This is a genomic window from Methanobrevibacter sp., from assembly GCF_045586545.1.
In the GTDB taxonomy this organism is placed as follows: domain Archaea; phylum Methanobacteriota; class Methanobacteria; order Methanobacteriales; family Methanobacteriaceae; genus Methanocatella.
Genome location: NZ_JAZNAN010000019.1, coordinates 1 through 20,754, shown reverse-complemented (window position 1 = coordinate 20,754; position 20,754 = coordinate 1). Strand labels below are relative to the sequence as shown.

Genomic DNA, 20,754 nt, shown 5'->3' with positions numbered 1-20,754 from the left:
TTATGGGTTAGATATCTATGTATAAGGACGAAATGATACAATTACATCAATTTTTAGTATATGTTTTAAAGTATTTGGCTGAAGATGATCAAATTACAAACGACTGCACTGAGTATATTACACTTAAGATAAGCCCTCATCATATTCATAAGACAAAAGCAGAACATAAGCATGCTATTTTTGTCCTGTGCAAAATTATTTCTCAGGTGATTGCTGATAAGGAAGACAATTCAATCCCTGAAAATGTCCGCAATTCCCTTTCAGATTTGGTTACAAGATCTGAAAATGAACTTCGTGCGGATTAACTTTTTTTACTTTTTTTCCTAATTTTTTTTAAATTTAATATAACGCCCTTGTATTTCAATTAAAAAGCAAAGTGTTAATAAGTTTTATATACTAATTGTTATTAATTATTATTAATCAATTAAAATTAACACGTGTGATATTTTGAAATCTTTTGAATTTTTATCCATAGAAAGAGAAGAAAAGCCAAGAAGTAAAGGAATTACAATGGTTTTGGACAAGGGTTTGGGCCTTGAAACCGCAGAAAGCCTAATGAACATTTCAGGAGAATATGTTGATTACTTGAAATTCGGATGGGGAACATCCATTGTACATGAACAGGACATAATCAAATCCAAAGTGGAAATGTACAAGAATCATGATATTGTCCCATATACAGGAGGAACATTATTTGAACTGGCTTATAAGAATGACAAACTATACGAATTTTTCGCTGAAGCTCATGATTTGGGCTTTCCGGCCATTGAAATTTCAGACGGTTCAATCAACATCGAACACAATGATAAGTTAAACTGCATCAAAAAAGCCAGAGAAGAAGGCTTTGAAGTCCTATCTGAAGTGGGCAAAAAGAACCCCGTTTTGGATAAGGAATTGACCCTGGATGAAAGAATTGAATATATGAAAGAGGAATATGATGCCGGTTCATCCCTGATAATTGTAGAAGCAAGGGAAGGCGGAAAGAATATTGGAATATTTGACAAATCAGGCAATCCGAAAGAGGATGAAATTGATTATATCCTAGATAATTTTGATGGAGACAAAATATTATGGGAAGCTCCGAACAAAGACCAGCAGGTCTTTTTCATACTGAAATTGGGAAATGACGTTAATCTTGGAAACATTTCAAGTGACGACATTACATCTCTTGAAACCTTAAGGAGAGGTTTGAGGGGAGATACAATCGGAAAAATTTAAGGAAGGATTTAATTGACTGATAACAGAACAATCGATGAAATCAATCAAAAAATCGATGATGGCTCAGCCAATATCTATACTGCTGAGGAATTCAAAAAGCTAATTAAGCAGGGAAATGCTCCAAGCTTTGAAGAGGTTGATGTAGTAACAACCGGAACATGCGGAGTAATGAGCGGAACAGCTGCAATATTAAACTTTATCATATCTGAACCTGGTGAATTCATAAGGGCAAGTGAAGTTTACCTGAATGGAGTTCCGGCATATGCAGGACCTTGTCCGAACGAATGGCTGGGCTCAGTTGATGTAATATTACATGGAACTGCCCATTCCATATATGATGAGTCATATGGAGGAGGATTTTTGCTTAAGGAAATCCTTGAAGGAAAATCAGTTGATGTGAGGGTAGAAAGCGCTGATGGAAAGACAATTGAAAATACCATAACAATTGATGATATTACACGTGGACAGATTATAGGCGCTCGTATGGCATTTAAAAACTACACAGCATTTACAAATCCAAACAATGAATCAGTCAAATCAATTTTTGCAGCCACTCCTCTTGAAGGGAATTTGAGAGGACTGACATTTTCAGGATGCGGCGATTTGAATCCGCTTCAAAATGACATTCCTCATAATGCAATAAAAGAAGGCAGTAAAGTTTTAGTAAACGGAGCACAAGGATATATACTGGGTGATGGAACAAGATCAAGTGCTGAAAAGCCTAATTTAATGTTATCGGCGGATTTGACTAAAATGGATTCATATTACATTGGCGGATTTAAGACAGGCCAAGGCGGGGAAATCTATGATACGGTAGCTATTCCAATACCTGTATTGACAGAGGAAATCTACAATAACCTGCTTGTAACAGATGAAATGGTAGATATTCCAGTTGCAGATATCAAAGGCCGTCACCTGCCGCTTGATGAAACCAATTACGCTGAATTGTGGGGAGATTATGATTTAAGGCCTAAATATGATAGCAGTAAATGCAGCAAATGTGAAATCTGTTTAGTTGAAGAGATTTGTCCGACAAACGCATTCTCTCATGAAAGGCTCAATCTCGCCTATTGCTTTGGATGCGGAATGTGTGCTAATTACTGTCGCCACGATGCGTTTGAGATGAATACTGGTAATGTTGATTTGACAATAAACGGTAAAGATGTCAATATTCCGATAATCTGCAGACAGTCAGACAGACTTAGAGCGAATAAGCTTTCTTTAAAATTAAAGAAAATGATTGAAAACAAAGAGTTTAAACTATGAGGTGTAACGTTGTCCAATCATCAAAAAATTACAGATTCACCAATTGACTTTGCAATCGAAATCATTAATGATGTTAAAAACTCAAAGGATGAGGGGGTTTTGAAGTGCGTACAATGCGGAATGTGCACATCTACATGTCCTGCTGCACGCCATTCAGAGTATAATCCTCGTGAAATCATCGAAAGGGTTTTGGAAGGCGACGAATCAATTCTAAAAGATGACAATATATGGAATTGTTTTTATTGCTATACTTGCCATAGCGTGTGTCCTGTAGGAAACAGCGTATGTGAAGTCAACCAAATCTTAAAGCAAATCGCAATTGAAAACGAAATAGGATATGAAAAGTTATATGAATATATGGGATTTGCAGATTCTTACTTTACAGCAGCCATTGGTGCAATTCCCGAAATATTCTTCACAGACATTGACCGTGATGTGCCTGGCTGGTGGGACTTCAGACAGCACTTGGATGAGATAAGAAATGAATTGGAGCTTGACCCTCCGTTAATGCCATCCAAAGAGGTCATTGACGAAGTAAGTAAAATATTAACAATAACTGGTTTTAAGGATAAAATTGAAAAAATAAGGGCATCTCAGGAGGTTGAAAAATGAAGAACATTCCTGATAAGGATATTCTGCTGTTTAGAAGTTGTTTAGTAAGTGTTGAATATCCTGGTGTTGAAGCATCAACCAAGTTCGTATTTGATAAATTGGGCATTGACTATGCAATATCAGAAAAGCAAACCTGCTGCACTGGTTTAGGTCATTATTCCGATGTTTTCAACCAGGTTGACACAACAGCCATTGGAGCACGCAACTTTAAGATTGCACGTGAAATCGGAAGGCCGAACCTTGTGATGATGTGCGCAACATGTTATGCGATAAATAAAAAATCAGTTAAGCTGCTTAACAAAAAGGACGATTTAAGGAATCATATTAATCAATTATTTGAGGATAATGGTTTAAGTCATTTAAAATATGAAAAGGATGATTTAAAACCAACAGAAAACATATTTCATGTTGTAGATATCCTTTATGGCAAAAAGGATGAAATCAAAAAACATATCAAATATGATTTGAGCGATTATACAATAGCTACTCACCATGGTTGCCATTATTGTAAGGTTCATTATGAAGATACAATCGGTGGTGTAAGAGACCCGAATATCATGGATGAGCTAATAAGCGAGTGTGGCTGTAAGACAATCGGATGGTATGACCACAAAAGAGCAACCTGCGGAACAGGTTTTAGGCAAAGATATTCCAATCCTGATTTATCTTTTACAGCAACTGCCGATAAAATGAATGCAATTGAAGATGAGGATGTTGATATTCTGGTTCATTTATGTCCGAATTGCCATATTCAATTTGACAGATATCAGCATTTAATCTCCGAACGGGAAGGCAGAAATTTCCGTGCAATACATCTTAATATTGCACAATTCATTGCACTTGCTATGGGAGGAGATTTTGATAAGGTAATTGGAGCGAAGGCCCATACAGTTCCAATTGATTCGGTGATTAAAGAGTTGAAGGAGGTTTCTAAATGAGGGATGATTTAAAAGTTGGCGTGTTTTTATGTGAATGTGGAGGAAATATTGCAGATATTGTTGATTTGGATAAAGTCAGAGAAGAGCTTGACGTTGAGTTTGTAGGTCAGTTTGAGAACTTATGCTCACTCAATGGACGTAAGATAATCAGGGATGCAATATTTGATTATGACCTTGACCGTGTCGTAGTTGCTGCATGTTCACCGATAAGCCATGAAAAAACATTCCAGGACTATGTAAAACCTCTAAATCCCTATCTAATGGACATGGCAAATATCCGTGAGCAATGCTCATGGGTACACTCAGATAAGGACAAGGCAACCGCCAAAGCCATTACATTAATAAACGCCTCCATTGAAAAGGTCAAGCAGTCAGATGCAGTTGATCCGATTTACTGCCAAACTCCAGATGAAGTGGCTGTCATCGGTGGAGGAATAGCAGGCATGAATGCCGCATTGTCCCTTGCCAAACAGGGAACAAAAGTAACCTTGATTGAGCAATCCCCTTCAATTGGTGGGCACATGGCTAAAATAGGTAAGGTATTTTCACCTGTTAAGATTGCTGAAGAATGTGGAATGTGCCTTTTGAATCCGATATTGAATGAGCTTGTCTGGAATAAGAACATTGAGGTTTTGACTAACACCAAGGTCATTGAAGCTGAAAGGCGTGCCGGAACCTATAATCTGATTTTAGAGAAATGTCCAAGATATGTCGATACTGAAAAATGTATTGCATGCGGCAAATGTGCCGAAGCATGTGAAGTGGAAGTTCCTAATGACTGGAATGACAATCTATCAATGAGAAAGGCAATCTACAGGCCATTCGGACAATCATATCCCGAAAGCTATGTAATCGACATGGACAATTGTACAAAGTGCAGCAATTGTGTTAAGGCCTGTACAATGAAAGCCATTAAGCTTAGGGGAAAGCCGGAAAGAATCCCGCTTCAGGTTGGTTCAATCATTGTTGCAACCGGCCATAAGCTGTTTGATATGGAAAAACGTCCTGAATATGGATATGCCCGTTATGATGATGTGATAACACAGTCAGAACTTGGCCGTATCACTGGTGTAAACGGACCTACAAAAGGAAAACTCCTGAAAGCTAATGGTGAAGTTCCAAAGCGTGTCGTAATGATACAGTGTGTAGGTTCAAGGGATGAAAAGCCTGATGGACATAAATACTGTTCGAAAATCTGCTGTACCGTAGCTTTGAAAAACGCTAACATCATCAAACACAAATATCCTGATACTGATGTTCTAATTTGTTACACCGATATCAGAACTCCGGGAATGTTTGAGAAATACTACAAGCATACTCAGGAAAACGAAGTCCGATTCCTGCGTGGAAGGCCTGGTGAAGTTGTCAAGAAAGGAGACAATTTCATTGTAAGAACAGAAGATACCCTGAAAGGTGAATTTGTTGAAATCGAAGCGGATATGGTAGTTTTATCAACTGCAATGGAGCCGTCTGAAGGTACTAAGGAAATCGCTGAGATTTTAAACATTGGAACTACCGAAGATGGATTCATTAAGGAATCCCACCCTAAAATCAAGCCAGTAGCTACCGACGTTCAGGGAATATTTGTCTGCGGAACAGCCCATGATCCAAAAGACATTACAGATTCAATCATGCAGGCAACCGCCGCCGCATCAAAAGTCGGCGAATACAACTATGGTGGTGTAGAAATCGAACCTTTCATTGCTGAAATCAATAAGGACAAATGCATTATATGTGGAGACTGCATAAGCCGATGCAAATACAAGTCAATGAGCATTCAAAATGATGAGGTCTATATTGACCCGATGAGCTGTACTGGATGTGGAAAATGTCTTGTAGGATGTAACCAAAGGGCCATTACAGTAAACGGTAACATTGACGAGAAAATCATGTCTACTATTAAAGGAGCATTGTCTAAAAAGCAAGAAGGCGAACGCATGATACTCGTATTTTTGGATAACATCGGATACACTGCAGCCGACAATATTGGAGTCAACAGATTGTCCTATCCGGAGTCAATTCACATTATCAAAGTTATCTCAGTAAACAGAGTCAGGCCAAAACACATCAGATATGCACTTGAAAATGGTGCTGATGGAGTATTCATCGGCGAATTCCCTGGAGATTTGATGTATGAGGAAGTAGAGAAGAAAATCCAAAGGGTTAAAGATAGAATTGCTGAGATGGACCATAATCCTGAAAGGATTACTTTTTCAAAAGTGTATATTCCGTATTTCTCAGGGCTTGCACGTAAATTCAATGAATTCGATAAAAAGATTGCCGATTTAGATGAGGCAAAATAAAAAAAGTAAATGGTTATGTAACTGATGTTACATAACTACAATTCTGGAAATTTCACGTGTTCTTGAATATCTGGTTGTTTTTTGCCATTGAATATATTTACATCTAAAGATTTATTTTTAAATGAGACGATTATTGTACAAATTGCATCACCAGTAATATTTACTGCAGTTCTGAACATGTCTAGGATATGGTCTATTCCAAAGATCATACCGATTGCTTCAACAGGTAATCCTACGGAATTGAATACCATAGTTAAAGTGACAAGTCCCACTGATGGAACTCCTGCGGTTCCAATTGAAGCCATTACAGCAGTAATTACAACAGTTAAAAGTGCGGTTGTTCCTAAATCCATACCATAAGCCTGAGCAGCAAACATAACTGCAACACCTTGCATGATTGCTGTTCCATCCATGTTAATTGTAGCACCTAATGGAATGGTAAATGATGAAACGTCACGGGAAACACCCATTTCCTCTAATTTTTCAAGGTTTAAAGGAATTGTTGCATTTGATGTTGATGATGAAAATGCAAATAGCATAACCATATAGAACCTTTTAAAGAAACGAATAGGATTTAATCTGGTAAATAGTATCATTAATGAAGGATAAACCATAAATGCTTGAATAGCCAATCCTATTAGGACACATATGATATATTTTCCCAGCGGTAACAGGCCGTCTAGACCAAGGCCTCCGAAAGTTTTTCCCATCAGACAGAATACACCGATTGGTGCAAATTTCATGACAATATTGGTCATTTCCATCATGATTTTATTTCCTTGGGTGAAAAAGCTTTCAACAACTGGCAATTCACTTTTCAATTTGGCCAATATTATACCGATGAGCAATGCAAATATGATTACGGACAACATGTCCCCGTTTGCAAGGGATGCAAATGGGTTTTCCGGGATAATATTTACAATTGTATCAGTTATTGTTTGATTAGCAGTAATATTTGATGTCTGACCGGTATATGTCAAGTTTAAACCGGCACCAGGTTGTATAAGACTACCGATAAACAGTGCGATTGTAACTGCCACTATTGTAGTTAAAATGTAAATAAATATTGTACGTCCTCCGATTGTACCTATCTTTTTAACATCTGAAATTGATGCTACACCAACTGCAATTGAAAAGAAGACCAGAGGTACAACCAACATCTTCATTAATCTAATAAAAAGGGTACCGCCTAAATAGAAAACGTTGTCTATAAGAACAACGTTTTTAATAAAGGGATCTGAAACAAAGAGATTCAATATTAGACCAACTATAAACCCTAGTATCATTCCAACTAATATCTTATTTCCTTGGCTCATTTCATTGAAATATTTTATCATGACTAATACTCCATCTTTCTATAATAATATTATATTTATCATGATAATTAAAATATATTACATATGAGCAATATTCATAAATGGATTAAATCCGATAAAGAAAAGGATTTTGAAAATAAATTCAATGATTTAAAAGGCATAAATGATGAAAAAAGCTTAAAACAGATTGTATTAAAAGATTCAGATTATAGAATACGTCTGGAAGCCTTAAAAAGAATTGAAAATGAAATTTTTTTAGAGGATGTTGTCAATAATGATTCTAATTTAAATGTAAGGTTACAGGCAGTTAGCCAAATAGAAAATCCAGAAGTTTTGGCAGATATTGCAAAAGGCAGTTCGAATAAATATTTGCGCATTGAAGCAATAAAAAAGATTTCCAACATTGATGTTTTAACGGTTATTTCAAAAAAAGATTCAAATAGGGAAGTTCGCCAAGTTGCTTCAGAAAGGCTTAATCAAGTTCGCTGAGAAGTTTCAAACCTAATGGAGTGCATTTATACAGCCTTCCTTTCCTTACTTCTTCATTAACACAGATTACCAAATTCTTCTTTTTTAAGTCAGATAATGCTGCAGAAACCTGGCTGGTTTTCAAATTCAGTTCATTAGCTATTTCTGAAGGCATTTTCAGTTCATTACCTATTGATTTCAATGTGTTGGTTCTGTATGGGGATATCTTGATATATCCTAAGATATGATAAATTTCTGTGTTATCCATACTATTTTGTTTTATTTTAGCATGTAAATCTTTATATACCTCTTATATCTTTTTAGGTTTTTTTAATCATAAGTTAAAAACAATTAGCTAAATGGAATTAAATGGAATTCATGAACCTTTTTTTAATCTCAACAGGAGTCAAATCAATGATTGGTGCAGTGGAGTTGCCAGCTTCAGTTTCATATACAATGAAACTGGAATCATCGCTTTTAATGATTTCTTTTAAGTCGATATCCTTAAAGTTGTAGCTATTCTTAAATCCTACTCCTTCAGCAATTTCAACTAAATCAATGACTTGCGCATAGGTGTCCTGATTGCCGGTTGAACCGTAAGCGCCATTGTCAATGACAATCCAGGTCAAATTCTTAGGGTTGTTTGCAAAGATTGTTACTAGTGAACCCATGTTCATCAGAAGTGATCCGTCCCCATCTATTACTACAATGTCCTCATCAGGTTTTGCAAGAGCAAGCCCCAAACCGATTGATGATGCAAGACCCATTGAACCAATCATATAGAAATTCCTGTCCCTATCGTTGATTTCGTATAATTCCCTTGATGGAAATCCAATATTGCAAACGACGATTTCATCATCGATATTTTTCATTATATCTTCAATAGCTTCATATCTTGCCATATTATCACCAATATCTTATTTCTAGAAGGACACTTACAGGCCTTCCCTCTTCAACTGACAATTCCCATGCCTCTTTTATGTCTTCATATGCTCCTTCAGGGTTTCCAGGCTTGAAAAATCTGAAATCCATAGCTTCCAATATTCTCGGTGTTGACTCTCCCATCGGGATCTGTCCGCAGATGTTTTCTCCTTCAGTTCCTCTATGACTCATTATCATCAAAAGTGGAAATTCATATAGTTGTGTGAGTGATTTCAAGGCATTTATTGAGTTTCCAAGGCCGGAGTTCTGCATTAGTATTGCAGGCTTTTTCCCGCCCAAATAGGCTCCGGCACATATTCCGATTCCTTCCTCTTCACGTGTAACCGGAATATGTATGATTTCGTCATCTTCATCAATCATATCTAATAGTTTTGATAGGTTTACGCACGGAACGCTTACTATAAAGTCTATTCCGATATCCTTAAGCCCATCATAAATGGCTTCACTACTATCCATCATATCACTTCTTTAAATTATAATAGTTCATTATATAAAAAATAGTATAAAAATTTATTTAATTTTAAATTTAATTAGTATACAATTAAATTAATTAGTTTAAATTAATAGTAACCTTTTTATTTAACTTAAAACTTATATAAAATTATGTTTGATAAAATATCTATCTCTTCTAAAACAGAAAAGATTTTAACCAAATCATTAGATGAATCAATTAGTGTCGATGATGCTAATCATCTGATGAATATCAAAGGGGCTGAACTGTATCCTCTGCTGGCAACTGCCGATTTTTTGAGAAATGAAATTGTTGGGGATAAGGTCACATTCATCAATAACTGCAATATCAATTTCACAAACATTTGCATGGTTAGATGCGGATTTTGCGCATTCGGAAGGGATGCCGATGATGCTGATGCATACATCCTTAACGATGAGCAGATTTTAGCCAAAGCTGAAAGGGCAGTTCAAAACGGAGCCCGTGAATTTACCTTAATGGGGGGTGTGCTTCCTGATGCGGACATTGAATATTATACCCATCTGCTTACATTACTGAAGGACAGCTATCCCGATGTTGCGATTCACGGATTTTCACCAACAATGATTAAGGATGCATGCTTGGTTTCAGGAATCGACATTGCTGAAGGTTTTGAAATCCTAAAAGATGCAGGTCTTGATACATTGCCTGGAACAGCAGCGGAAATATTGACCGACAGGTCCAGGGAAATAATTTGTCCTGAAAAGGTTTCTGTTTCTGAATGGATAGATATTGTAAAGACAGCTCAAGAAGTTGGAATTCCAGGTTCTGCAACAATAATGTATGGTCATGTAGAAACTTTAGAAGAAAGAGTAGAACATTTAGATATTATCAGACAAATCCAACAGGATACACATGGATTTACAGAGTTTATCCCAATGACTTTCATGCATGAGTTTTCTCCAATATTTTTAGAAGGCCAATCCAATCTTGGAGCCACTGGAACACAGGATTTGAAATTATATGCGGTTTCAAGATTAATGCTTAGAGATTTAATCCCTAATATACAGGTTTCCTGGGTAAAAATGGGATTCAGGTTTGCACAGGTCGTACTGACTGCGGGTGCAAATGATTTGGGCGGCACATTAGGTGGAGATGAGCTATCAGAAGCTTCCGGTGCGCCTGATGGAGTTGAAGCATCCATTGAAACTTTAAGCAGGATGGTTAAAGATCTTGGTAGAACTCCAATGGAAAGGAATTCTAAATACACAGAATTTTATCCACTTGAATAATTGGTGTTTTAATGAATAAATTTGTTGTTTTTGATGGATTGGATGGATGCGGAAAAGATACGCAAGTTAGATTACTGTCTGAAATGTATCAGAAACAGGGACGTGATGTCGTTGTAAGGTCCCATCCAAGTAATGATAATAAGTTTGGTCGCAAATCAAAGGAAGCTCTTTTAAAAACCGGCAAGGTCAATCGTATTAAAGCAACTCTTTATTATGGTCTTGATGCGCTTAGGTCAGTTCAGATGTATTGTTATAATAAGAAGACTGATGTAGTAATATTTTCAAGATATACAATGGCGGTGGCTTATCTTCCGGATGGAATCAATACTATTGTTTATAAAATCGTTTCATTTGTTCTTCCAAAATCAGACTGCATGTTCTTTTTGGACATTTCTCCAGAAGAGTCTTTAAGAAGAATCAAATCTCGTAATGAAGCTGAAGAAATGTTTGAAAATATTGATGACCTTAGGGAAGTGCGTGAAAAAACAAAAGTAGCTACTTATGAATGGAACATTATTCCCGCTGACGACCCTCCTGAGGTAATTTCGCAAAAAGTGATTGATATCTGCTTAAAATCAGACCAAAAACTGTTATAGGACTTCCTTGATTCCAGTATCGGTAATTATCATTAAAGATTTTAGGTTTTCAAGTACAAGAGAAACGATTGGATGAGTTTGGATATCCTTGTGCATGAAGATTATTTCATTTTCGATTATATCAATCCAGTTTACATGATAGACGACAACACCATTAACGATTAGCCCCAAATACTCTGGTATGAATCTGTTTTCATTAATTTCTTCAAAATACTGATTTTTTCTTAATGTTTCTCTAAAAATATCTTCCATTTCAAACACCTTTTCTTTCATAAACAAATTTAGGAACTGCTTTGTCAAAAGGATCGAATGTTTCCCTGTTTTTAACTTCCATGCATTTCATGCTTACTTTTGAGTGGAGTGATGATGGGAGTCTTAAAATCCTTTTTAAATCGATGGTTACTTTAGCGTCAATGGTTGCCAGATTTACTCGAGCCATAGCTTCAACTAGATTTTTATAACGTCTTGGACCAATATCCCTTTTGAAGTAACCCCAGTTGTCATTTTTCAGATGGTGTCTTGAAGCAATAATGTCTTTCATTAATTTTGGATTGATTCCGTCTATCTTTTCATTACCGACCAAGTGTTGGATGTTAAATTTTACTTTGTCGGTAAATATTTTTGAATATCCTATTGGGATGGTGAAGTGTTCAAAATTAAAGCTTTGGTTGGAGACTTCTGAGTTAATGAATTGGGATTTTGGAACTTCAGCGCCTGCAACATATTTAAGAACTTCTGATCTGAGTTCACTGTTTGCGCTCATCATTTCCTCATCAAGTATTCTGATATGATATCCTCTTCCGGAATAAATCAGATGAATATTCTTAAGGCCTAAATCTCCCTCTAATGTGTCAATAAGGCCGTTTACAATTTCCAAAGCTTCACCAAGGCAAGTCTCACAAACTCCATCGCATTGACAGGACCTGATTGGAATGTCTTTTGCATCAACATCAAAGATATATTCTGCCTTCAGCCAATCTTCCCTTCTTTTCGGATTGTTATAGAAAGCTACTGAGATATATGCAGCAAATGGAGCCTTATATCGTAGGAATTTTCTTAAGGATTCGGTTCCCCTAAAGACTTTATATCTGTCATTTGGTCCCCTTCCGTTATGGTCAAAACCAAATTCCCTTTTTTTGATATCCTTTGAAATGAACTCAGGCAAATCCTTAACGTCCCATTCCTCACGGTAGTATTGTCTTCGCTCCTTAAGTGTAGCTTTAGAAAACATGATTATAAATTTATTTTTAAAGTATATATTTATTAGGTAAGTGAGCTTTTGTGCAAAAATGTTTTAACATATTTTAATTAAAATATAAATATGGAAGAAATTGTTGAAGTAATTGGAGTTGAGCATTTAAAGACTGTTCTGTCAAGTTTGACTCCAGAAGAAATCGTCAAACCGGCATTTGATAATTGGGTAGGAGGAATGAGAACAGGCCATACTGTATTGAATTTAGAAAATGCAAAAGTTTATGGTCTTGGAATTGAATTAAATCAATTGCCGTTAGCGGATAACATTTATATCAAATTGTTTACAATAGAATCTCATGAAGAGCCTGTCAGTGAAGAGGACTTTTTTTCTAATAAGGAATATGAGGAATTCTTGGAGTTCAGCAGCGACGACCCCTGCGAATATATTCCTGATATCATTACAGAATTTTGTGAATTAAAAGGTATTGACGAGTATGAACGTAAAATCGGCATCTTAGCTTATAATTTTGAAAAAAGAGAACTTGCTAATTATAATATGTGGGAATCAAAGATTTTAAACAAATATTATGATGCCATTTATGAAAACCACAATCCTTTCCAGTTTTCCCAATCTAGTCTTTAGGAGCTTCCTGGTCTAACTGATATTTTTTACGTCCGTAACATGATAATGGGTTATTTATGCCTTTGCATGATTTGTCGGGATGGCATAGGTTCGGCAGGTGAATTTTAATCTTTTCACAGCTCATTGGAGTGTACCATTTGGTTTCCCCTTCGTGGTTAATGTCGACTTTTTCATGCATTCCAAAACCTAATTTTGATATGATATTGATTTTTTCCTGTGGCTGGTCATCAAATAATGGTGGTGTACAGTTGTCTGCCGCATCAAAGATTAACGGTAGGATTTCATTTTCAGTTATTGACAGGTCAGGATCCATATCAGACACCTTAACGGTCTCGTCGGATGCAAATATTCTAGGATATAGTCTGGCATATGATGCAAATGAAGTCAAGAGAAGCACGATTGCATCGTTACGTCCACCTGAAGACACTCCTTCAACAGTGGATTTAATGCAAGGTGGAAATGCATCCGGATTTAATTTTCCAGCTTGAACAGTACCATAGATTCCGCCACTGCCTGCATAATATTGATTGTATTTGCTGATTTCTTCCGGTATGAAATCTTTCAGCTCTTCTGCAATTTTCAAAATGGCAGGATGGATTTCAATTCTAGTTGACATCTCTTTAATTCTTGCAAGGTATTCTTCGGTTTTTTGCATAATCAGTCTGGATAGAATCTGTTCCTTAACGCTGTCTCCAATTAGTATGTTATACATTCTTTCAGGACTTCTGTCAGTGAATTCATCTCCAAATTCCTCAAAAAAGTCTTCTTGCTTAAGAATCACATTACCGTTGCTGATTAGCAAATCGGTTAATTTAAGCTTTTTAGTTGCTACAACTTCCTTTAGGGATTTCCAGTTGATTGATCCATCAATCTTAACTTCGTCAAGGACTTCATCTATAATTTCCGCTCTTGACATTGGTGGGATTTTTGCCAATCTCTCTAAAATAAGTGTCCCTTGGGATTCGATGAATAACCGAGATTCACGGGAGCCTAAATTGAATTGAATAGCTATTGCCTGGCACAATATGTGGAAGGTAACGACGTCCTGTTTGTATAGTTCTGAATTGGTCAAATATTCGAATTCTGATTGTGTGAAGTTCTTGTTGTTCTTTTTCTCAATTGCCCATTGCATTCGTTTCATTGCAAGGTCATGGTATGATTTAGGAATCACGGAATTATCTGAGATTTTCTGATTGGTTGTATGAGTGCAAATATCGATTAAGAAGTCATCTTCATCAAATATCTGGTTTAAATCGCCATATTCCCTAATGATTCCTCTACCTTCCTCGGATAATGGGTTAATATAAGAAACTTCAGCCATGTTTTTAACTTTTTATTTTATATATTAAATAGCTATCTCATTTTAAAAAGCAATATTCACTTTCTTTCATTGTTTTGTTTTGATTATTAAAAAATTTGAAATTTTTCAATTTAATATCAAATATCAGTGTTAAATGTATTAATTATATTATACATGAGCAACATAACTAATCATGTTTAAAACAAATAAGGGGAAATGATAAATGTCTAAAATTTTTATTTCATGTGCACTTCCTTATGCAAATGGACCATGTCACTTAGGCCATATCCGTTCAACTTATTTGCCTGCAGATATTTATGCAAGGTATAATAGGATGGCTGGAAATGATGTATTACTGGTCTGTGCAACAGACGAGCATGGAACTCCAATTGCAGTAAAGGCAGATAAAGAAAACAAGAAACCGATTGAAATTTCAAAAAGATATCATGATATGATTGTTAAAGATGTAGAATCAATGAACATATCACTTGATAACTTTACAAGAACTACAGATGAAGCTCACTACGAAATTGCCAAAAACTTCTTTAAGGAGTTATATGACAATGATTTAATTTATAGGGAGGATATCCAACAGCTATACTGTCCGAACTGTAACAAATTCCTTCCTGACAGATATGTAGAAGGATTATGTCCTGCATGTGGCTCCGAAGCAAGAGGTGACCACTGTGAAAAGTGCGGTAAAGCACTTGATTCAACAGAACTTGATGAACCTCACTGCATTACCTGCGGAACCACTCCTATAATCAAGGACACCTTCCAGTATGCATTTAAATTATCCGAATTTGAAGATGACTTGAAGGATTACATCAACAATAACGAAAACTTGCCTGCAAACGTTAAGAACTATGCATCCAATTGGCTTAATGAAGGACTGAACGATTGGATTTTAACAAGAGATATGGATTGGGGTATTCCTGTACCTCTTGAAGAGGCCAAAGGCAAAGTATTATACGTTTGGATTGAAGCGTTTCTGGGATATATCTCATCAGCTTCACAATGGTCAGCAAAATCCGGAAAAAAATGGGAAGAGTATTGGAACGATTTTGTTGTTCACTTCATTGGTAAGGACATTATTTACCACCATTCAATTTTCTGGCCGGGACTTTTAAAGGCATATGGCTGCAAATTGCCTGACATGATTTATGCCGGTGAATTCCTGTCTTTGGAAGGAGAAAAGATGTCTACCAGTAAAAACTGGGTAATTTGGATTGCTGATTTTGTAAAAGATTATGATCCGGATTTATTAAGATATTTCCTGACAATCAATGCTCCTTTAAACAAGGATTCAGACTTTTCATGGGATGATTTCCAAAAAAGGAATAATGATGAGCTTGCTGATGTAATTGGAAACTTCCTACATAGAACATTTACATTTACCCGTAAATTTTTTGACAATGAGATTCCTGAATATGCAAATCCTTCACCGGAAGACGAGGAATTCAAAAAGGCTATTGAAGGGTTACCTCAAAAAGTCGGAGAATATATATCAGAGTTTGAATTCAGGGAAGGTTTGCTTGAAATATTCAAGGTTGCTAAAAAAGGAAATAAATATTTCAACGATTCAGAACCTTGGAAAGCGGTTAAGGAAGACAAGCAAAAGGCAGCAAACTGCTTATATTTATCAAATCAATTAGCAAAAGCATTGGCCTACACACTAAAACCATATATACCTACAAAAGCTGATGCAATAGCAAAAATATTAAATATTGGAGAATTGTCCGATTGGGAAGATGCAAGCGTATTCTTACCTTCAGGACACAAGATAAATAAGGCTAAACCTTTATTTAAAAAGATTGAAGATGAAGAAATTGAAGCTCAAAAGGCAAAACTTCAAGAAAACTTAAAAGAAAAAGAGGATGAAAGCATGAGTGATTTAATTAGCATAGACCAATTTGATGAAATTGTAATAAAAATTGGTGAAGTAAAAGAAGCAGAAAAAATTGAAAAATCAGATAAATTATTGAAATTACAGATTGACATAGGTGAAGAAAAACCTCGCCAGATCGTTTCAGGCATTGCAAATTACTACTCTCCAGAAGAGCTGATTGGTAAAAAAGTATGCGTGCTTGCAAACTTAAAACCTGCAAAATTATTCGGAACCTTATCTGAAGGTATGATTTTAGCAACAGGCGAATCCGTTGCACTGTTATCTCCTGATGAAAATGGAAAAGTCGGCGAAAGAATTCAATAAACATTAGATTAAAATGCAAGAGTCTGTCCTAGTAAATAAAGCGGAAAGCTACTTGAAAGCTATTTCAAATGATTCAATTTGCATAGACAATATTGAAGATTTTGAAAATTTCAAAAGTCTTTATTTTAAGTTAGATGACAGATTAGACAAATTGCAACGCCTTAAAGATGATATGGATGCGCAAGGATACACTACTCCTTTCACATCCTTAAATAAATATGGAACCAAAGCGGTATCTGAAGTCTCTATCGAAGAAGTTGGTGAAAACAGTCGCCATAACCAAATATTCAGGCAAAAAGCCAATGCGAAGAAAAATATTTTAGATAGAGTCAAATCCGCCATTGACTCACATAAAATTGCAATTGGCAATCTTAATCAATTCGGATATGTCAAATGCAATTCTTGTTATAAAAAGTATTCTATTGATGAGTACAAGCAATTAGACGCAAAATGCAGTTGCGGAAGTAAAGGATTCGCCTTTAAAATAAGACGTGAAGCAACTCATAGAATAGAAATTATCCCCTATCTGCCATTATCTGGAGAATATATGGTTTTGAGAAGTGAACTAAACAGTTATGGTAGAGATTCACTTAAAAAAGTTTTAAACATACTTAAACAAGAACGTAAAGGTGTTGTAAAAACTATTTCTCTTGTCATTCGTTTTAGAGATAAAAACAAACGTTTCGTTAGGAAAAACATTACTCTGGACTCTGAATATGTCAACAATTACGAAGAAGAGGTAAGAAGAAGATATGGTCGAAATGTAAGGATTGAAGCCTTAAGATTTTATAGAACAAAACCGGCCATTATTGATGATAAGCATGCAAGAACCGCACTGGCAATTGCTTATGTAAAATATTCTGAAGAGATTATCGATGAAATTAAGGATGACATATTAAAAAGAAGATTGACAGACTTTAAGAGAATTAATAAATATTATGAAATTATTGCCGAATATGAAAATCAGACTCCCGATTTCATTGACAAGTATGATTTTGATGCTATTGAATCCTGGAGAAAGGCCCAAATTGAGGATAACTTTAAAAAATTAGGTTATCTGGATAAATATGGCAATATGAAAAGGTCTCTTAATAGAGATTTAAAGATAAGAAACAACATTTACAAAAATGTTTTGGTGAATATTGCATCCACATTAATCGTATGGGACATCTTTAGATATTACATGACAACTTCCAGCAATTCACGCAGAATCGACAACGGACCATTTCCATATATAAGAGGAGAATTGGATAGGGAACAAAGGAAAGTGTTCCAAACAACCTATGACAATGTTATTGAAATATTGAATGATTTTACAGATATCAAAATCATTCCCGTGCCCGAAATGGATTTGTTATTGTATGAAAAATTCAAGTTTGAAAAGCAAATCAGAAGTTCCAATATCAAGTTCAATAACGTAGCATTGGGAGCAGCTTTGATTCATGAAAATTCTGATGTTTCCCTTGAAAGCATCAGCAATGCATTCAATATTAATGAATCCAGGATTAAAAAAGAAATCAAGAATATTGAAAACATCAGAAATCCGAAAAGCGATAAATCCAAGAAATTTCTGGATTTGATTAAAAAATAGTGATTATATGGATGAAGAGGTAACAACAATTCATATAACAAAAACATTAACGTCTGCCGTTATTGTGGAGTTGATTGAACAATATCCCAATCTGGCTGAAATAACCTGTTCTCCGAGTGTCTATAATAGAACTTCTTCTCGATATATTGATGCTTTAGACCAGCTGGACATCAAAGTAAAAAAGAAATATAAATGGGGAGCTAAATCCAAAACAAATGGAGCAGAGTTTGAAGTTTTAAAGCTGTCCAATGAAGGTTTAAAACCCCGCGAAATTGCCGAGAGATTAGGCATTACCATTAATAGGGTTTATTATTTGCTTAAGAAAAGTGAAGCTGATTTCGACAATAGAATCAGAAAACATAATCATGAGGAAGTCAAACGTCTTAAAGATGAAGAGTCATTATCGGCTAAAGAAATATCTCAGGTTTTAGATATTCCACTTAGAACTGTTTATTATATCCTAAACAAAAAATAATTACTTTTTTTAATAATGAGTATTAAATAATTAACCATGATAATATTACCACAACTTCCTTTGTATGCAATAGCTATAATCTGTGGTTTGCTATCCTTTTTAGTAACAAGATTAACTATGCCCAAAATGATTAAAAGACTAGAAGATGCAGATATTGTTGGAAAAGACATTCACAAATCCTGGAGACCAGTCGTTGCTGAGATGGGCGGATTTGGCATACTCTTCGGTTTTACAATAGGAATGTTTTCCGGAATCTACATGCACGATATTCTGGCATTCCCGTTAGTAGTCGTTTTGGTTGTCATATTGCTTGTGGGCATAATCGGTATTGTCGATGATTTGCTTGCACTAACTTCAAAGGAAAAATTCTTTTTACTGTTTTTAGCGGGGCTTCCGTTGATTTGGGCAGCACCGCCTAATGTGGGATTATTATATTTAATTTCAATACCAATAGCATTATCAATCGGATCTAACTTAACAAACATGCTGGCGGGTTTGAACGGAATCGAATCCGGTTTGGGAGTCATTTCAATGGCATCCCTGACTATTGCATGTATAATTCTTGGAAAATATGACGTAACAATCATTTCAATGAGTATGCTTGGAGCACTTGTTGCATTCCTATATTATAATAGGTATCCGGCAAAGATTTTCCCAGGAGACACTGGTACATTGATTATAGGTGCGGCTATTGTATGCATTGCATTTATTGGTCGTGTAAAATTAATCGCTTTTATCGTAATGATGCCGAACATTATTGACGCCGCCTTGAAGTTCTATTCAGCTGGTGTGATGAACCGTTCACAGCAAAAGCCGACACAATTGAATGATGAAGGAAAATTGGTTCGTCCGGAGACTGGTTTTAAATCATTAATCAGATTGACATTGAGAAAACCGATAGCTGAAAAGGATGCCGTTAAGATAATTTGGGGTATCGGTTTATTGTTTGGAGTTCTTGGTATTATTGTTGCATTGATAATGCCTGGCATGCTTGAAAACCAAACATTAATGAACTTTTTACAGATTAAGGAAATGTTCTATCATATATAGGTGAGATGATGAGGCCTTATGTAATATTGAATGCAGCCATGACATTGGATGGAAAAATTGCAACTGCAACTGGCAGTTCTAACATTTCAGGAAAAAAGGACCTGGAAAGGGTACATGAGATTAGAAAGGAATGCGATGCGATAATGGTTGGAATCGGAACAGTGCTTGCAGACGATCCGAGACTGACAGTCCACAAAATTGACGCAAAACCTGAAGACAATCCTGTACGTGTTGTAGTAGACAGCAAATGCAGGACTCCGATTGATGCCAGAATTACTAATTCCGATGCTAAAACAATAATTGCCGTAGCAAATGAATATAAGGACGAGGTAATGGCATCTGAGAAATACGAAACATTCAAAAATCGGGGAGTCAAGTTCTTTTTTTCAGGAGACAGTCATGTTGACCTTGTGGCATTGATGAGCTATCTGCATGAAGAAGGAATTGAAAAGCTGATGCTTGAAGGAGGAGCCACCTTAAACTTTTCAATGATTAAGGCAGGTCTAATTGATGAAATCAGCATTTGTGTAGCTCCAATGATTGTAGGAGGAGCCAATGCAAAGACTTTCTTTGATGGTGAAGGCTTTGACACTATGGATGAAGCAGTTAGATTGGAGTTAATTGATTCATTTACATTAGATAAGGATTTGATTTTAAAATATAAAGTTTTAAAATAGTTATTTTTTAATTTAGACAAAAAGTTGTCTGAACATGTAAAATTGCAGTAAAATACAACAAAAATTATTTAAATCAGTTGCAATATATCTTTTAAACACTGAAACGCCATTGTTTAGGAGATAAAAAAATGTATATTAATATTAGTAATAAATCAGTATTGGATTTAAATAATCTTTTAACAGATTTAAAAGAACTTTTGGAAAGATTTTCACTAAAATTTCAGCAATATA

22 protein-coding genes are annotated in these 20,754 nt (G+C 35.6%); 15 read left to right on the top strand and 7 right to left on the bottom strand.

Annotation, left to right across the window (positions count from 1 at the left end):
* The first annotated feature begins 17 nt into the window (after positions 1-17).
* The 6 genes from ACKI3D_RS01700 to hdrA all read left to right on the top strand — a co-directional run bounded on the left by ACKI3D_RS01700 (position 18) and on the right by hdrA (position 6,337).
* Entirely contained in the window at positions 18-305 is a 288-nt protein-coding gene (locus ACKI3D_RS01700; RefSeq protein WP_407391746.1) for a UPF0058 family protein, read from the top strand.
* Positions 306-447: 142 nt separating this feature from the next.
* Positions 448-1,218 (top strand): phosphosulfolactate synthase, encoded by a 771-nt coding sequence (gene comA / locus ACKI3D_RS01695; protein WP_407391744.1) that lies wholly within the window; start codon positions 448-450, stop codon positions 1,216-1,218.
* A gap of 12 nt (positions 1,219-1,230) precedes the next feature.
* Complete coding sequence (locus ACKI3D_RS01690) at positions 1,231-2,484, top strand: methanogenesis marker 16 metalloprotein (protein WP_407391742.1); 1,254 nt, start codon at positions 1,231-1,233, stop codon at positions 2,482-2,484.
* 9 nt (positions 2,485-2,493) lie between these two features.
* Positions 2,494-3,096, top strand: a complete 603-nt coding sequence (gene hdrC / locus ACKI3D_RS01685) for a ferredoxin:CoB-CoM heterodisulfide reductase subunit HdrC (protein ID WP_407391740.1) — start codon at positions 2,494-2,496, stop codon at positions 3,094-3,096.
* Positions 3,093-4,034, top strand: a complete 942-nt coding sequence (hdrB, locus tag ACKI3D_RS01680; protein ID WP_407391738.1) for a ferredoxin:CoB-CoM heterodisulfide reductase subunit HdrB — start codon at positions 3,093-3,095, stop codon at positions 4,032-4,034. Before hdrC ends, hdrB begins: the two co-directional genes overlap by 4 nt.
* Positions 4,031-6,337: a ferredoxin:CoB-CoM heterodisulfide reductase subunit HdrA gene (gene hdrA, locus ACKI3D_RS01675; RefSeq protein ID WP_407391736.1), complete on the top strand. Its 2,307-nt coding sequence runs from the start codon at positions 4,031-4,033 to the stop codon at positions 6,335-6,337. The genes hdrB and hdrA overlap by 4 nt, the downstream gene beginning before the upstream one ends.
* A gap of 35 nt (positions 6,338-6,372) precedes the next feature.
* Here the strand turns inward: hdrA and ACKI3D_RS01670 are convergent, their stop codons facing one another.
* Positions 6,373-7,674 carry a dicarboxylate/amino acid:cation symporter gene (locus ACKI3D_RS01670; RefSeq protein WP_407391734.1) on the bottom strand — a complete coding sequence of 434 codons (1,302 nt, stop codon included), beginning with the start codon at positions 7,672-7,674 and terminating at the stop codon, positions 6,373-6,375.
* A 63-nt stretch (positions 7,675-7,737) separates the two neighbouring features.
* Here ACKI3D_RS01670 and ACKI3D_RS01665 point away from each other — a divergent pair, with 63 nt between their 5' ends.
* The gene (locus ACKI3D_RS01665) at positions 7,738-8,142 is read left to right on the top strand and encodes a HEAT repeat domain-containing protein (protein ID WP_407391732.1); all 405 of its coding nucleotides are present in this window, start codon (positions 7,738-7,740) and stop codon (positions 8,140-8,142) included.
* On the opposite strand, the gene ACKI3D_RS01660 is transcribed toward ACKI3D_RS01665, so the two are convergent.
* From ACKI3D_RS01660 to comD, 3 genes are all read right to left on the bottom strand, one after another.
* Complete coding sequence (locus ACKI3D_RS01660; RefSeq protein WP_407391730.1) at positions 8,126-8,389, bottom strand: MarR family transcriptional regulator; 264 nt, start codon at positions 8,387-8,389, stop codon at positions 8,126-8,128. The two genes, ACKI3D_RS01665 and ACKI3D_RS01660, sit on opposite strands and share 17 nt — an antisense overlap.
* 97 nt (positions 8,390-8,486) lie before the next feature.
* Complete coding sequence (comE, locus tag ACKI3D_RS01655; protein ID WP_407391729.1) at positions 8,487-9,023, bottom strand: sulfopyruvate decarboxylase subunit beta; 537 nt, start codon at positions 9,021-9,023, stop codon at positions 8,487-8,489.
* A 4-nt stretch (positions 9,024-9,027) separates the two neighbouring features.
* Entirely contained in the window at positions 9,028-9,519 is a 492-nt protein-coding gene (comD, locus tag ACKI3D_RS01650) for a sulfopyruvate decarboxylase subunit alpha (RefSeq protein ID WP_407391727.1), read from the bottom strand.
* 147 nt (positions 9,520-9,666) lie between these two features.
* Between comD and cofH the strand changes: the two genes are divergently transcribed.
* On the top strand, positions 9,667-10,785 hold the full coding sequence (gene cofH, locus ACKI3D_RS01645) for a 5-amino-6-(D-ribitylamino)uracil--L-tyrosine 4-hydroxyphenyl transferase CofH (protein ID WP_407391725.1): 1,119 nt from the start codon (positions 9,667-9,669) through the stop codon (positions 10,783-10,785).
* Between the two features lie 11 nt (positions 10,786-10,796).
* Positions 10,797-11,381 (top strand): thymidylate kinase, encoded by a 585-nt coding sequence (locus ACKI3D_RS01640; protein WP_407391723.1) that lies wholly within the window; start codon positions 10,797-10,799, stop codon positions 11,379-11,381.
* Here the strand turns inward: ACKI3D_RS01640 and ACKI3D_RS01635 are convergent.
* Both ACKI3D_RS01635 and priS read right to left on the bottom strand, forming a co-directional pair.
* Positions 11,376-11,633, bottom strand: coding sequence for a hypothetical protein (locus ACKI3D_RS01635; protein ID WP_407391721.1), 258 nt, complete (start codon positions 11,631-11,633; stop codon positions 11,376-11,378). The two genes, ACKI3D_RS01640 and ACKI3D_RS01635, sit on opposite strands and share 6 nt — an antisense overlap.
* 1 nt (position 11,634) lies before the next feature.
* Complete coding sequence (priS, locus tag ACKI3D_RS01630) at positions 11,635-12,612, bottom strand: DNA primase catalytic subunit PriS (RefSeq protein ID WP_407391719.1); 978 nt, start codon at positions 12,610-12,612, stop codon at positions 11,635-11,637.
* Positions 12,613-12,702: 90 nt separating this feature from the next.
* Between priS and ACKI3D_RS01625 the strand changes: the two genes are divergently transcribed.
* On the top strand, positions 12,703-13,218 hold the full coding sequence (locus tag ACKI3D_RS01625) for a hypothetical protein (RefSeq protein WP_407391717.1): 516 nt from the start codon (positions 12,703-12,705) through the stop codon (positions 13,216-13,218).
* Here ACKI3D_RS01625 and priL read toward each other — a convergent pair.
* The gene (priL, locus tag ACKI3D_RS01620) at positions 13,208-14,539 is read right to left on the bottom strand and encodes a DNA primase large subunit PriL (RefSeq protein ID WP_407391715.1); all 1,332 of its coding nucleotides are present in this window, start codon (positions 14,537-14,539) and stop codon (positions 13,208-13,210) included. The two genes, ACKI3D_RS01625 and priL, sit on opposite strands and share 11 nt — an antisense overlap.
* 202 nt (positions 14,540-14,741) lie before the next feature.
* On the opposite strand from priL, the gene metG reads away from it, so the two are divergent.
* Genes metG through ACKI3D_RS01595 form a run of 5 tightly spaced genes read left to right on the top strand, consistent with a single transcriptional unit; the run spans position 14,742 to position 20,523 of the window.
* The gene (gene metG / locus ACKI3D_RS01615) at positions 14,742-16,730 is read left to right on the top strand and encodes a methionine--tRNA ligase (RefSeq protein WP_407391713.1); all 1,989 of its coding nucleotides are present in this window, start codon (positions 14,742-14,744) and stop codon (positions 16,728-16,730) included.
* 13 nt (positions 16,731-16,743) lie between these two features.
* On the top strand, positions 16,744-18,321 hold the full coding sequence (locus tag ACKI3D_RS01610; protein ID WP_407391711.1) for a DUF530 domain-containing protein: 1,578 nt from the start codon (positions 16,744-16,746) through the stop codon (positions 18,319-18,321).
* A 7-nt stretch (positions 18,322-18,328) separates the two neighbouring features.
* Positions 18,329-18,796, top strand: coding sequence for a hypothetical protein (locus tag ACKI3D_RS01605; RefSeq protein WP_407391709.1), 468 nt, complete (start codon positions 18,329-18,331; stop codon positions 18,794-18,796).
* Between the two features lie 36 nt (positions 18,797-18,832).
* The gene (locus ACKI3D_RS01600) at positions 18,833-19,846 is read left to right on the top strand and encodes an MraY family glycosyltransferase (RefSeq protein ID WP_407391707.1); all 1,014 of its coding nucleotides are present in this window, start codon (positions 18,833-18,835) and stop codon (positions 19,844-19,846) included.
* Positions 19,847-19,854: 8 nt separating this feature from the next.
* Positions 19,855-20,523: a 2,5-diamino-6-(ribosylamino)-4(3H)-pyrimidinone 5'-phosphate reductase gene (locus tag ACKI3D_RS01595; RefSeq protein WP_407391705.1), complete on the top strand. Its 669-nt coding sequence runs from the start codon at positions 19,855-19,857 to the stop codon at positions 20,521-20,523.
* The last annotated feature ends 231 nt before the right edge of the window (positions 20,524-20,754 follow it).

Coding starts and splice junctions, on each gene's coding strand:
- ACKI3D_RS01700 (WP_407391746.1), top strand. CDS start 18: ATGTATAAGGACGAAATGATACAATTACATCAATTTTTAGTATATGTT.
- hdrB (WP_407391738.1), top strand. CDS start 3,093: ATGAAGAACATTCCTGATAAGGATATTCTGCTGTTTAGAAGTTGTTTA.
- hdrA (WP_407391736.1), top strand. CDS start 4,031: ATGAGGGATGATTTAAAAGTTGGCGTGTTTTTATGTGAATGTGGAGGA.
- ACKI3D_RS01670 (WP_407391734.1), bottom strand. CDS start 7,674: ATGATAAAATATTTCAATGAAATGAGCCAAGGAAATAAGATATTAGTT.
- ACKI3D_RS01665 (WP_407391732.1), top strand. CDS start 7,738: ATGAGCAATATTCATAAATGGATTAAATCCGATAAAGAAAAGGATTTT.
- ACKI3D_RS01660 (WP_407391730.1), bottom strand. CDS start 8,389: ATGGATAACACAGAAATTTATCATATCTTAGGATATATCAAGATATCC.
- comE (WP_407391729.1), bottom strand. CDS start 9,023: ATGGCAAGATATGAAGCTATTGAAGATATAATGAAAAATATCGATGAT.
- comD (WP_407391727.1), bottom strand. CDS start 9,519: ATGGATAGTAGTGAAGCCATTTATGATGGGCTTAAGGATATCGGAATA.
- cofH (WP_407391725.1), top strand. CDS start 9,667: ATGTTTGATAAAATATCTATCTCTTCTAAAACAGAAAAGATTTTAACC.
- ACKI3D_RS01640 (WP_407391723.1), top strand. CDS start 10,797: ATGAATAAATTTGTTGTTTTTGATGGATTGGATGGATGCGGAAAAGAT.
- ACKI3D_RS01635 (WP_407391721.1), bottom strand. CDS start 11,633: ATGGAAGATATTTTTAGAGAAACATTAAGAAAAAATCAGTATTTTGAA.
- priS (WP_407391719.1), bottom strand. CDS start 12,612: ATGTTTTCTAAAGCTACACTTAAGGAGCGAAGACAATACTACCGTGAG.
- ACKI3D_RS01625 (WP_407391717.1), top strand. CDS start 12,703: ATGGAAGAAATTGTTGAAGTAATTGGAGTTGAGCATTTAAAGACTGTT.
- priL (WP_407391715.1), bottom strand. CDS start 14,539: ATGGCTGAAGTTTCTTATATTAACCCATTATCCGAGGAAGGTAGAGGA.
- metG (WP_407391713.1), top strand. CDS start 14,742: ATGTCTAAAATTTTTATTTCATGTGCACTTCCTTATGCAAATGGACCA.
- ACKI3D_RS01610 (WP_407391711.1), top strand. CDS start 16,744: ATGCAAGAGTCTGTCCTAGTAAATAAAGCGGAAAGCTACTTGAAAGCT.
- ACKI3D_RS01605 (WP_407391709.1), top strand. CDS start 18,329: ATGGATGAAGAGGTAACAACAATTCATATAACAAAAACATTAACGTCT.
- ACKI3D_RS01600 (WP_407391707.1), top strand. CDS start 18,833: ATGATAATATTACCACAACTTCCTTTGTATGCAATAGCTATAATCTGT.
- ACKI3D_RS01595 (WP_407391705.1), top strand. CDS start 19,855: ATGAGGCCTTATGTAATATTGAATGCAGCCATGACATTGGATGGAAAA.